Here is a 12,018-nt window from a genome sequence, read left to right as displayed (position 1 = left end):
GTCAACGGCATGTGCTTCATGTTCGGTGCCAGCGAGGAACAGGTGCATCGCGCGCTCGGTCTGATCGAGGCGGAGCACGAGGAACCGACCGGCGTCGAGAAGACGCCGGTCACCGTTCCCGCGGCCGAAGACTGGCCGCAGGACTAGGGATCGCGTTCATGCCCGGCAGAACACTGCTGGGCATGAACGGATCCATGTCGCGCCGGAGCATCCTCGCCGCAGGGGTGGCGGGCTCAGCGGCGGTTCTGCTCGGCACCGGCAGCGCCTCCGCGGCGACCCTGGTCACCCAGAGCGAGATCAACTCGCAACCGACCTTCTACGAGGTGAACGGCGCCGCGACGTCGTTCCGCTACGAGCCCGGTTTCTACTCCCGTCTGGAGACCTGGCACGTCCACTGGCGCAACTGGACGCCGTACCACTGGACCGCGCCGCACAAGATCTATTCGTACGGCGCCTACGTCAACAAGTCCGGCATGCACGGTGAGGGCCGCGCGTTCGACCTCGCGCGCATGCTCATCACGAACCGTGACACGGGCGCGACGTTCACCGCCTTCAACGGTCGCTACGACCAGTGGAGGAGCCTCTCCGGCGACGCACTGCGCACCGCGCGGATCCGTTACTGGGGCACGATGGCGTCACTGCACTACCACTTCCGGCACGTGATCTCGTACCTGGACAACGCCGAGCATCACAACCACGCCCACATCGACAACGCGATCTCGGGCAGCGGCGACTCCAGCTACAACACGGGTTCGGTCACCCAGACGTACTTCGTCCAGGCCGCGTGCCAGTACATCTGGGGCTATTCCACGGGAATCGACGGCGACTGGGGTCCGCAGACCCAGCGCGACTCCTCCGCCGCCCTCGCCCGCGCCGGTTCCGACGGCGTCATCACCACGCAGAGCCGCTGGCTCGCGTTCTGCAAAGCCAGTGCACAACAGGCATGGGCACTCGTGCCCTGACCAGGGGAGGAAGCTATGAAACGAACTCTTGCGGCACTCGGGCTCGCCGCCGCGGCGCTGATGTCGACCGCCGGGATGGCGAACGCCGCTCCGGCCGGTGACGTCGAGATCCAGGGCGGTTGCGTCGCCGCGATCTGCGGCTCGGTCATGAACGAGAGCAGCGTCTACGTCTACGCCATCAAGGACTGGGGCTCCAGCGGACCGGCGCCCGGCACCGAGTGGCGCTACCTGGCTCCCGGCCAGCAGACGCCGCGCGACCAGGACTGGGACGGCTTCTGGGTGCCGTGCAACGCTTCCGGGCGCATCGCGGCGTGGACCCCGCCGGGCGTCTGGGTGTGGAGCGACTTCACCCTCTCCGCCGGCTACGCACGCAAGATCTCCACGCACGAGGACGCGCACGTCCGCAGCCAGCGGTGCTAGTGCCTCACGCATGACACTCCATGAGCGTCTGCGTTGATCCGCCGCCGTAGGCGCTCGGATCCACTGTGGAGCAGTGCTGGGTGATCCACTCCTGGCGGCCGTTGTCGCCGCGGCCGCCAGGACCGCCGCCACCCATCCGGTCACCGCCGCCGAGCACGAACTTGAGCTTGCCGTCGGTGACCCACTGCTGCAGCTGGTCGACCGACGGCGCGTTGTCCGAGCCGGAGAACCCGCCCATGCCGATCACCACCTCGTCGGTGCGCATGATGTAGGGCGAGGCCGCCTGTGCTGAACCGGCGACCGCCAGGGTGATCTCGGCACCGCCACTGTGTTCCTTGGCGTAGTTGAGGATTCGCTTCTGCTCGTCGGTGAGCTCGCCACCGCCCGGCCCGCCGGGCCCGCCCAACACCGGTCCGCGGTTTGGACGGTTCTGGGGTTGCCCGTTCGGCGGCTGCATTCCGTTGGGTGGCTGACCGTTCCCGAAGATCTCGAAGCCGCCTCCTCCACGCATGGCAGGCCCAGCAGCGGGCATCACGCCGTTCTCGCCTCCGGTGGCAGCTGTCGCGGTCGACCACACGGCAGGCGTCAGCAGTACCGCCACCACCGCGGCGACCAGTCCGGTCCGGCGAAGTCCTGCCAGCAGCACGACGACCGCCACCGCCGCGACCCCGAGCACCGCCCAGCGGGTCCATCCGTGGAACGACGTGTCGCGCGAGACCAGCACGTACGCCCACCCTGCGGTGATCGCGACCGCCAGCGGCAACAGGAAGCGCAAGAAGCTACTGGCACGCCAGAACATCACCAGTCCGGCAGCGCTGATCGCCGCGACCGCAGGAGCGAGCATCGTCGTGTAGTACGGGTGGAAGATGCCCTGCGCGAGGCTGAACACCAGCGCTGTGACCAGCAGCCAGCTTCCCCACATGAACCAGCCCGCGCGCGCGGCGGGATTGCCGGGAACCTTGCGCCGCCACCGCAGCACGCCCGCGACCCCCACCACGACGAGCACCAGCAGGCACAACGGCAGCAGCCAGGAGATCTGCCCCCCGGTCGACGCGTCGAACATGCGCGTGATGCCGGGCTGTCCACCGAACATGCCTCCGCGCCCGGCGAACTCAGCTCCCTCGGGCATCTGACCGGACGATGCCCCACCGGGGTTGCCGTCACCGCCGAACACCCTGCCCAGGCCGTTGTAGCCGATGATCAGGTCCCACGCGCCGCCGTCCGTGCTGCCGCCGATGTACGGCTTGGCACCCGGCCACCACGCGTGCAGCGCCACCCACCAGAACGACGACGCGACCAGCACCGCACCCGCGGCCAGCAGGTCGAGAATCCGTCGCTTCACGGGCGCGCTCGACCCCACCAGGTAGGCCAGCGCGAAGCCCGGCACCACGATCCACGCCTGCAACATCTTGGTGAGGAACCCGCAGCCGATGAAGAAAGCGCACCACAGCAACCACTTCGTCCGCGGTCGGCTCTCCGTGGACTGGACGGACCGCGTGAACGCGTAGGCGGCCGCGACGAGCAGCAGCACCAGCAACGTGTCCGGGTTGTTGTCGCGGTTGATCGCCACGGTGATCGGCGTCAGCGCGAGGATCAGGGCCGCGAGCAGCGCGACCTTCTCGTCCGCCCACAACCGGACGGTGCGGTGCAACAGGAACACCGCGGCAACGCCCTCGATCACCTGCGGCAGCAACACCGCCCAGCCGTGAAACCCGAACATCCAGACGGCGATCGCCTGCGGCCACAACGACATCGGCGGCTTGTCGACGGTCACCACGCCGGCCGGGTCGAACGAGCCGAACAGGAAGTTGGTGAACGACACGGACATCGACTTCGCGGCGGCCGCGTAGTACGAGTTGCCGACCTGGCCCGCGCCGATCGCCCACACGTACAGAGTCCCGGCCAGCACGCAGATCGCCACGAGTGCCCACGCGGGCCACCTGGCGGGCCGCGCGTCGATCTGTTCGTCAGCCGGAGCTGCCACTTCGGCAGTGGCGGTCATGCCTGGTCCTTTCGGTTGTCCCGGCGGAACACCCAGCTCCGCAACAGGAAGAAGCGCCCCGCGGTGCCCAGGGCGGACGAGCCGAGCAGCACCACCAGTTCGAGCGCTCGGGAGGGGTTGGCGGAGACCGCGTGCAGCAGGAGCAGCGCGGCCGATGTGAACGCGTAGTAGAGACCGAACACCACGAAGCCCTGCAGATGTGTCTTGCCGCGGGTGGTGTTGCGGGCGGTGAAGGTGAAGCGGCGGTTGGCCTCCGTGTTGAAGAGCGTGGTGATCACCAGCGCGGCGAGGTTCGCCCCCAGCACCGGCCACCACAGCCGGAAGACGCCGTACAGAGCCAGGTTCGCGAGCGTGGAGATCACGCCGATCACGGCGAACGACAGCATCTGCCAGGACAGCCCGCCCTCGCTGCGGCTGAGCACGGCGTCGGGGTGGATCGCTCTGGGTTGCGGCCGTCGTGGCAGCCCGTTGACGAGTGCTGTGCCGTTGGCCTTGGCTCGGGCCACCCGGATCAACCCCTTGATGTCGTCGATCGCCGTGCTGACCACGTCGACCCGGCTGTCCACGTCCTCGACCCAGTCGACCGGCACCTCGTGCACGCGCAAACCGTTGTGTTCGGCCAGGAGCAGCAGTTCGGTGTCGAAGAACCACGCCTCGTCGCGGGCCTGGCCGAGCAACGGCCGGACGACCTCGGTGCGGGCGGCCTTGAACCCGCACTGGGCGTCGCTGAACTTCGCGCCGTGGGTGAGCCGGATCAACGCGTTGTAGGCGCGTGAGACCAGCTCTCGCCGTGGCCCGCGAACCGTCCGTGAACCCGGCGCGAGCCGAGAGCCGATCGCGAGGTCCGAGTGCCCGTTGAGCAGTGGTGCGACCAGTGGCAGCAGTCCGTCCAGCCCGGTGGAGAGGTCGACGTCCATGTAGACGACGACGGCCGCCTCGCTGGCACCCCACGACTCTCTCAGCGCCAGCCCACGCCCCTTGCGGTCGAGGTGGTGCACCCGCACCCGCTCGTACTTCCCGGCCAGGTCCTGGGCCACCGCCAAGGTCGTGTCGGTGCTGGCGTTGTCCACGACCACGATCGACCAGTCGAACGGGAACTGCTCGCTCAGGAACTCGTGCAGCACCTCGACGCAGCCGGGCAGTGCGCGTTCCTCGTTGTAGACGGGGATCATGATGTCCACCGTCCCCGTGGCCTGTGCGGTGCTCACCGCCATGTCATCTCCGTTCCACTGTGGACACAGCTGTGACCGTTGTGAAACCGAGCCTGCTGACGTTGTTGTGAGAACGTCCTTGGCTTCTGCTGAGAGAATCGTGAGAGCGCGGATGCACAGCGGGCTCACAGATTCGGGCCTTACCGTCGCTCGCATGCGACTGCTCGTGGTGGACGACGACCCGGACGTCCGGGACAGTCTGCGGCGCAGCCTGGAGTTCGAGGGCTACGAGGTCACCACCGCCGCGGACGGTGCCGAGGCGCTGCCCCTCGTGCACCACGCTGACCTGGCCATTCTCGACCTGATGATGCCGAACGTCGACGGCTCAGAGGCCTGCCGCCGGTTGCGCGCGGCGGGAGAGCGCCTGCCCGTGCTGATGCTCACCGCTCGTGACGCGCTCGGCGACAAGGTCACCGGCCTGGACGCCGGCGCCGACGACTACCTGGTCAAACCCTTCGCGCTGGAAGAGCTCCTGGCCCGCGTCCGGGCGTTGCTCAAGCAGAACCGGCGCCGCGCCTCACCGCAGACGTTGCAGTTCGCCGATCTGCGGATGGATCCGCAGGCGCACGAGGTCGTGCGGGGCAGCGAGCGCCTCGACCTCACGCCGACCGAGTTCGACCTGCTGGCCGTGTTCCTGGGCGACCCCGAACGGCTGCTGACCAAGAAGCACCTCAAACACGCGGTGTGGGGCCAGGACCAGGGCACCAACCTGCTCGACGTGTACATCGGCTACCTGCGCCGCAAGACCGAGGCCGGCGGCCGCCCTCGCCTGCTGCACACCGTGCGCGGCATGGGTTTCATCCTGCGCGAGTCGCCGTGAAGGGCCCGGTGCTGTTGCGCGGCAAGCTCGCCTTGATCACCGCCTGCGTGGTCGCGGTCGCGATCGCGGGGATCAGCGTCGTCACCTGGCTCGCCACCGAGCACAACCTGCGTTCGCAGCTCGACAAGTCGTTGCAGGCCAGCCTGCCGCCGCGGATCGACCGGCCACCGGAGCCGGGGGAGCGGCGCGGGTTCAAGCTGATCTGCGACGAGGGCCTGCCCAACGAAGGCCTGCAACAGGTGATCCAGGGCATCCAGACGCTCGCCCGCGACGGCTCCACCTGCGCGCCTTCCGGCATCGACCCGGTCGTGACCAGCGCGGACGACTTCGTGACCGCACAGACGCTGCGGGACGGCGTGACCGAGTCCGGCGCAGAGGCACGCGTTCTCCTTCAGCCGCTCGACAACGGCGACGTGCTGATCCTCAGCCGCAGCACGGCGGAGATCGACACCACCCTGAACACGCTCGCCGGGGTCCTGCTGGGCGTGTCGGTTCTCGGCGCGCTGATCGTCGCGGCGGGCGGGTCGTGGCTGACCCGCCGTGCCCTGGCCCCGATGGAACGCCTGACCGGGACCGCCGAACACATCGCGCGCACCGAGGACCTCACCACCCCGGTCACCGTCTCGGGCCAGGACGAGGTGGGGCGTCTCGGCCGCGCCTTCACGTCGATGACCGCGGCCCTGGCCGAATCCCGCCGCCGTCAACGAAATCTGGTCAACGACGCCGCCCACGAGCTGCGCACGCCGTTGACCTCGTTGCGCACCAACATCGACCTGCTGGTCCGTGCGGAGCAGACGGGCCGCCAGTTGCCGCAGCGCGCCGAGGTGCTGGGCCGCCTGCAGGCTCAGAGCCAGGAGTTCAGCGACCTGGTCACCGAACTGGTCGTGCTCGCGCGCGACGACCGTGAACTGGCCAGCGAGCCCGTCGACGTGTCCGCCGTGATCGACCGTGCCGTCAAACGCGCCCGCAGCCGTGCCCACGACCACGTCTTCGACGTCGACCGCGCCGGCTGGACGATCGTGGGCGACGCGGGCGCGCTGGAACGCAGCGTGCTCAACCTGCTGGACAACGCCGTGAAGTTCTCCCCGGCGAGCTCCACCATCACCGTCCGCTCCCGGCCTGGCTGGCTCACCGTCAGCGACGAGGGCCCCGGCCTGCCGTTCGAGCACCGGCAGTCGGCGTTCGAACGGTTCTGGCGCGCGCCCGACGCCCGTGGCCTGCCCGGATCGGGTCTGGGGCTGGCGATCGTGGCGGACATCGTGGCGGTGCACGGCGGCTCGGTGCGGTTCGTGCCGAGGCCGCGAGGTGCGTCCGTTCGCGTCGATCTGCCCGAATTCCGTTGACTGGCAGACGATCGACGGGTGGTTCGCACGGGTGGCTCTACACCACGGTGGTGGTATGGACCGCAGACACCGGCGCCCTGCCCTGCTGATCACCGCGTTCCTCTCGGTCGCGATGTTCACCGCCGGCAACTCCGCCGCAGCCCCTGATGAGCCGACGAACCACTGGCAGTACAACCACTGGCCGCAGCAGCAGCCGTGGCAGCAGTCGAGGGACACCGCCCGCGTGCTCGCGCAGAACGGGTTCCCCGGCCCCGTCGACCCGCAGAACTGGGTCAACCCCGACCACATGACGTGGGAACGGGACTACAAGAAGATTCCCGGCACCAGCTGGGCCGACCCCGCGGTCAAGGGATCGGTGCGCAACTTCAAGGGCGCGCTGGTGCTTCTGGACTACCCGAACCAGCCGTTCGTCGTGACGCAGGCCAAGAACTCCACGGTGTTCGGCAACCCGAGCGCCGAGGCGAGCAACGTGCCGCGCGCCCAGGTCGGGCAGTTCTACCAGGACTTCCTCAACAAGCCGAACGGCCTCAACCGCGGCCACACCGTGCACGAGTACTGGATGGAGACCTCCGGCGGGCGCTACGGCGTCGAGCTGAAGGCGTTCGGCCCGTACACGATGCCGGGCAAGGACCACGAGTACGCCATGGAGTTCCAGGGCGGCACCGCTTGTCCTGCCGGGGACTCCTGCAACCGCAACATCCGCACCGACGGCCGGGCCGCGTGGGTGGCGGACGTCGGCGCGGAAGTGCCGGCGGGCTACGACTTCATCTACTACCTGTCGGCCGGCCAGGACGAGTCCGGCACGTGGCAGGAGTTCGGGATGATGAAGTTCCGGACCAAGGAGGACGTGACCGACGCCTTCGGCCCGCCCGACCCGGCCCTGCCGAACTGGTCGAACACCCGGTACGTCGACTGGACCTCGTGGGCGGCGGGCTCGTCGATCTGGCCCAACGCGGGCGGCGGTTCGTCAACGCAGGCCGAGAGTTCCGGCCAGGGCGTGTACGCGCACGAGCTGAGCCACATCCTCGGCATCGGCGACAACTACAACAACCCGTACGGCAGCCCGCCACGCCGTGACTACAGCGGTCCGTGGGACATGCTGTCGCGCGGTTCGTTCAACGGCCCCGGCGGCCCGCACTCGCGCTGGACCATCCCGGCCACCGGCGGCGGGTCGCTCGGCGCCCAGCAGACGTTGCGCAACAAGATCAAGCTCGGCATCGTCGACGAGAAGAACGTCCTGCGGCTGTCGCGCGAGGCGCTGGCCGGCTCCGGCACGGTGATCGCGAAGATCACCGCTCGGGAGGTGAATCCCGGTTCGACCGGCCTGACGGGCATCAACCTCGCCATGGGCACCGGCGACAAGACCCCTGCCTGCAACGTCGCCACCAACCCGTTCTGCGACGGCGGTGGCTACAACAACTACACGCTCGAAGTCGTCGACCGGATGGGCGCCGACTCGTTCACCCCGGACGCGGGCGTGCTGCTGGCCAAGACCAAGAACGTCGACGCCGCACCGTTCACCTGGGTCGTCGACGCCAACCCGCAGGACATCGGCATGACCGACTACGTCCTGCCCGACGGCACCAGGGTCCCGATCACGATCGGCGACTACCGCCAGCTGTCCGACGCCCTGTTCCACGCGGGCACGAACTCGGGCAGCGAGTACGAGTTCGTCGACCAGGCCAACCGGCTGCACTTCTACGTCCTGGACCTGCAACGGGATTCGCGCGGCGTGCTGTCCTACACGGTGGCGATCCGGTCGCTGGACGGCGCCGGCCCGCAGCAGCGCGGCGTGCGGGTCACCCCGACCGCCGCCCGTGCCGGTGCGGACGGTGTCGCGACGTGCCGCTTCCCGCTGACCAACACCGGCCGCACCGCGCCGCCGGGAGGACAGCACCCGGAGCCCGTCGACCAGTACCTCGACGGTGACGTGTACCGCGTGACGGCCAAGGCGGAGAACGGCTGGACCGTCTCGGTGCCCAACGCGCTGGCCACGGCCAAGTTCGGCGGCAAGGTCGACGTTCCGGTGCACGCCCAGCGCACCGGTGGGCCGGTCATGTCGAAGGTGACGCTGACGGCCGTCTCGGAGAGCAACCCCGGCAGGTCCGCGACCGCCACCTGCACGGTGACCGGCCGTTAGACGGATTCGTCCAGGTGCGCGTCCCACACCGCATGAGCTTCGGTGTGGGACGCGGCACCGACGAAGAACGCCTCGGCCACCGCGTCGAACGCCGGGTCGTCGCAGTCCGCGTTCATGAACTTGGGCTTGTGCACCGCGAACCCGCGCTCGTCCTGCGCCGGTCGATAAGGAACGGCGAGCTGCATCGTCTGCCGGTACGGGCCGTACTGGACGGCCTCGACGATCAACGCGTCGGTCTTGCCCTGGTCCAGGTGGATGTAGCCGTCGGCCACGAGCACGGCGCCCACCCAGCTGGGATCGCCGTCCTCCAACGCGTCCTGCCCGGCGCGGGCACCTTCCGCGTAGTCGTCGAACATCATCCGGTTCATGCCGTACTCGCCGTCAGCGTGCTCGTACCCGAGCAGCGGAACCAGCGTCTCTCCCTCTGACACGCACCACACTCCGTGGGCGGCGAAGAACCCGGCCAGGCGGGCAGTCTCGATCATGGCGAACACCATGCCAGGGACGCGCCGCCCAAGTGTCCGGAATGGAGGAATTTCAGCGAGCGCGCACGGACCTGCGGCGTTGTGGTTGCGGTGCAACAGGTCCAGAGGTCAGCATCACGAAACCGGCCAGCAGCAGCACGGCGGCGCACGCCACCCACGTCAGCGTCCTGACCGAGGAAACCGGTGCGGGCACACCGATGCCGAACAGCAGCAACGGCATCCCGAGCGCGTAACAGACTCCGGCCGCGAACGTCCGGCCCGTCCCGTTGACGAGCAGCGGAACCGCGGCCACGCCGGTCAGCACCGCGAACACCAGCCAGCCCCACGTCAGCCCGGCGTGCAGCCCGACCGTGATGTCCAGCCCGTCCTTCGCGCGGATCGCCTGCTCGACCTCCGTGGTGTTGCTGAACCCCACAGAGGCTCTGGTGCCCGCCGCAACGGCTGTGACCACCAGCGAGGCGCCCAGGATCGTGCGTCCTCGCCGGACCGGATCGACTCGTTTCCTGGTGTCCACGCACCCCAGTCTGTTGGCAATCGCGGGTCCGGCTCTACAGCACACGCCCAGGTGCACTCCGTAGTGGTAACTCAGTAGTGGTACGGAATGCGTGCTATCGGTTCCACCAGCTCGCGTTCCTCATAGGACAGATGCGACAGCAACGTGTCCGTCAGCAGGTCGACCGCCTCCTGCACCTCGGCGATCCGCTTCGGTTCGGCGACCGTGGCCACCAGCGCGGCGTCCAGGCGTTCCAGCACCTCGTGGATGACCTGGTGTTCCTCGGTCAACCGGTCCAGCACCGGCCCGAGCCGCCCGTCTCCCTCGCGCAGCTGCGGATAGAGGCTCCGGTCCTCGTGCGTGTGGTGGAGGGTGACGAGCCGGCAGTAGGTCTCGCAGTACGCGCCCATCGCCCAGTTGTTCTGACGCATGGTCATCGTGTTGATCTCGGACCGCGCGGCGCCGACGTCGATCACGCCGTCCGCGACCCGCCGGACCACACCGCGGATCTTGGTCAGCTCGTCCCGCAGGTGGTCGTGCACGCCGATGAGCTGCCGGCTCAGCGATTTGCCCGACGCGGTGTAAACGGCATCCGCCTCAGGCGCCGGGCCTTTTGGGCGCTTCGCCTCGTCCCACACCCGCACGTCCGACAGCCGGCTGCCGTCGTCCGGCGTCGGCGCGATCCCGAGCCGGTCCGGTTGCGCGCGTTCCTTCGCCACGAGCTCGCGCACGGCCGGTGCGGTCTCCTCGGCGAACCCGCGCACGTCGTCGTCGGTCTCGGCCATGAGGATGAAGCCGCTCATTCCGTTGTGCAGAGCCAGTTCCGCGAGCTGCTCGGCGCTGAACTCGCCCGTGATGTTGTAAAGCCTGCGGATGTCCTTGGGAGACCGCCCGGCCTCCTGCGCCGCCTCGTCGATGACCGCGTTCATCTGCCCGAGTTGCTCCGGCGGCGCGTAGGGGCTCGACGGCAGCCATCCGTCGGCCTTGCGCCCGATCAGCCGCAGCATCCGCGGCTTGTACGCGCCGAGCCAGATCCCGATGTCGTGCGCGGGGAACGGGCCGGGCTTCGCGCCGCTGAGCGAGTAGTGCTTGCCCTGCAACCGCACTCCACGCCCAGGCGTCCACAACGCGCGGATGACGTCGATCGCCTCTTCCAGCGCCTCCACCGATTCGGCCGGCGTGCGGTGCGGCCCGTCCATGGCGGCGATGGCGTCCCAGAACGCACCAGCACCAAGTCCGAGCTCCACGCGCCCACCGGTGATGACGTCGAGACTCGCCGCCGCGCGCGCAAGAACAGCCGGCGGCCTCAGGGGCAGGTTCGCAACGTTGGGGAACACACGGACGTTGGTGGTGGACGCGGCGATGACCGACAACGACGTCCAGGTGTCGAGGTGCGTCGCGTTGTACGGGTGGTCCTGGATGCTGACGAGCTCCAGTCCGAGCACGTCAGCGGCCTGCGCGAGCCGAAGCGTCGTGTCGAACCGGTCGGCCGCGGGCGGCAGGAACACCCCGAACTCGAGCGGGTGGCCATAATCTGTCATGCCGAAAGTATGCCACGCAGATATTCTGCTTGACAGACGTTCTGTGAGGGCTATCATTGGCCGGGTGACCGCCCTGGACGACGACTTCGGCTGGACCCTCGGCGTGGTCTTCCGCGCCTACGTCAAGGCCACGAACGCCGCCGTGGGCGACCTGCCCGGCGGTCACCGCGGCTACCAGATCCTCACCGCCGCCACCCGTGACCAGCCGGAAAGTCAGTCCGCGCTCTGCCAGCAGCTCGGCATCGACCGCACGGTCATGACCTACCTGATCGACGACCTCGAACGCGCGGACCTCGTCACCCGCAAGCCCGCCCCTGCCGACCGCCGGACCCGCCTGGTCGTGGCGACCGAAACCGGCCGCGCACACCTCGTCGAACTCGACCGCAAGCTCGCGCACGCCGAGGCGCACGTGCTGTCCGGGTTGCCGAAGGGCGACCGGGAGACGTTCAAGACGTTGCTGTGCAGGCTGGCCGGGCACGTCAACGAACTGGACCCGGTGCCGAGCGCCTGTCAGGCCGTTCAGGACATCGCCGCGAGCACGCCCTGAAGTTGCCTGCGCAATTTTATGTAAACATGCGCTCTGACCGGCACTAATGCGACT

At 68.8% G+C, this 12,018-nt stretch carries 12 protein-coding genes; 7 read left to right on the top strand and 5 right to left on the bottom strand.

The window, feature by feature from the left end; translation table 11 throughout:
- The first annotated feature begins 9 nt into the window (after positions 1 to 9).
- From SK803_RS12680 to SK803_RS12670, 3 genes are read left to right on the top strand one after another with little or no spacing between them, the layout of a single operon-like run.
- The gene (locus tag SK803_RS12680; RefSeq protein ID WP_319966141.1) at positions 10 to 147 is read left to right on the top strand and encodes a hypothetical protein; all 138 of its coding nucleotides are present in this window, start codon (positions 10 to 12) and stop codon (positions 145 to 147) included.
- Between the two features lie 11 nt (positions 148 to 158).
- Positions 159 to 962 (top strand): hypothetical protein, encoded by an 804-nt coding sequence (locus tag SK803_RS12675; RefSeq protein WP_319966140.1) that lies wholly within the window; start codon positions 159 to 161, stop codon positions 960 to 962.
- 15 nt (positions 963 to 977) lie between these two features.
- Positions 978 to 1,382 carry a hypothetical protein gene (locus SK803_RS12670; RefSeq protein WP_319966139.1) on the top strand — a complete coding sequence of 135 codons (405 nt, stop codon included), beginning with the start codon at positions 978 to 980 and terminating at the stop codon, positions 1,380 to 1,382.
- A gap of 4 nt (positions 1,383 to 1,386) precedes the next feature.
- Here the strand turns inward: SK803_RS12670 and SK803_RS12665 are convergent, their stop codons facing one another.
- Positions 1,387 to 3,384, bottom strand: coding sequence for an ArnT family glycosyltransferase (locus SK803_RS12665; RefSeq protein ID WP_319966138.1), 1,998 nt, complete (start codon positions 3,382 to 3,384; stop codon positions 1,387 to 1,389).
- On the bottom strand, positions 3,381 to 4,598 hold the full coding sequence (locus SK803_RS12660; RefSeq protein WP_319966137.1) for a bifunctional glycosyltransferase family 2/GtrA family protein: 1,218 nt from the start codon (positions 4,596 to 4,598) through the stop codon (positions 3,381 to 3,383). Before SK803_RS12660 ends, SK803_RS12665 begins: the two co-directional genes overlap by 4 nt.
- Before the next feature lie 151 nt (positions 4,599 to 4,749).
- On the opposite strand from SK803_RS12660, the gene SK803_RS12655 reads away from it, so the two are divergent.
- From SK803_RS12655 to SK803_RS12645, 3 genes are read left to right on the top strand one after another with little or no spacing between them, the layout of a single operon-like run.
- Positions 4,750 to 5,415, top strand: coding sequence for a response regulator transcription factor (locus SK803_RS12655; protein ID WP_319966136.1), 666 nt, complete (start codon positions 4,750 to 4,752; stop codon positions 5,413 to 5,415).
- Entirely contained in the window at positions 5,412 to 6,758 is a 1,347-nt protein-coding gene (locus tag SK803_RS12650; RefSeq protein ID WP_319966135.1) for a HAMP domain-containing sensor histidine kinase, read from the top strand. Before SK803_RS12655 ends, SK803_RS12650 begins: the two co-directional genes overlap by 4 nt.
- Positions 6,759 to 6,813: 55 nt before the next feature.
- Positions 6,814 to 8,898 (top strand): M6 family metalloprotease domain-containing protein, encoded by a 2,085-nt coding sequence (locus SK803_RS12645; RefSeq protein WP_319966134.1) that lies wholly within the window; start codon positions 6,814 to 6,816, stop codon positions 8,896 to 8,898.
- Here the strand turns inward: SK803_RS12645 and SK803_RS12640 are convergent.
- The 3 genes from SK803_RS12640 to SK803_RS12630 form a co-directional block, all read right to left on the bottom strand.
- The gene (locus SK803_RS12640; RefSeq protein ID WP_319966133.1) at positions 8,895 to 9,383 is read right to left on the bottom strand and encodes a hypothetical protein; all 489 of its coding nucleotides are present in this window, start codon (positions 9,381 to 9,383) and stop codon (positions 8,895 to 8,897) included. The two genes, SK803_RS12645 and SK803_RS12640, sit on opposite strands and share 4 nt — an antisense overlap.
- 52 nt (positions 9,384 to 9,435) lie before the next feature.
- Positions 9,436 to 9,897, bottom strand: a complete 462-nt coding sequence (locus tag SK803_RS12635; RefSeq protein ID WP_319966132.1) for a hypothetical protein — start codon at positions 9,895 to 9,897, stop codon at positions 9,436 to 9,438.
- Between the two features lie 71 nt (positions 9,898 to 9,968).
- Positions 9,969 to 11,417, bottom strand: a complete 1,449-nt coding sequence (locus SK803_RS12630) for an LLM class flavin-dependent oxidoreductase (protein WP_319966131.1) — start codon at positions 11,415 to 11,417, stop codon at positions 9,969 to 9,971.
- Between the two features lie 64 nt (positions 11,418 to 11,481).
- Here SK803_RS12630 and SK803_RS12625 point away from each other — a divergent pair, with 64 nt between their 5' ends.
- Positions 11,482 to 11,964, top strand: coding sequence for a MarR family winged helix-turn-helix transcriptional regulator (locus tag SK803_RS12625; RefSeq protein ID WP_319966130.1), 483 nt, complete (start codon positions 11,482 to 11,484; stop codon positions 11,962 to 11,964).
- Positions 11,965 to 12,018 lie beyond the last annotated feature (54 nt).

This window comes from Lentzea miocenica, assembly GCF_033949945.1.
Classification (GTDB): domain Bacteria; phylum Actinomycetota; class Actinomycetes; order Mycobacteriales; family Pseudonocardiaceae; genus Lentzea; species Lentzea miocenica.
Note: the sequence above shows the minus strand (reverse complement) of the source record. Positions and strands in the feature narration are given on the sequence as shown.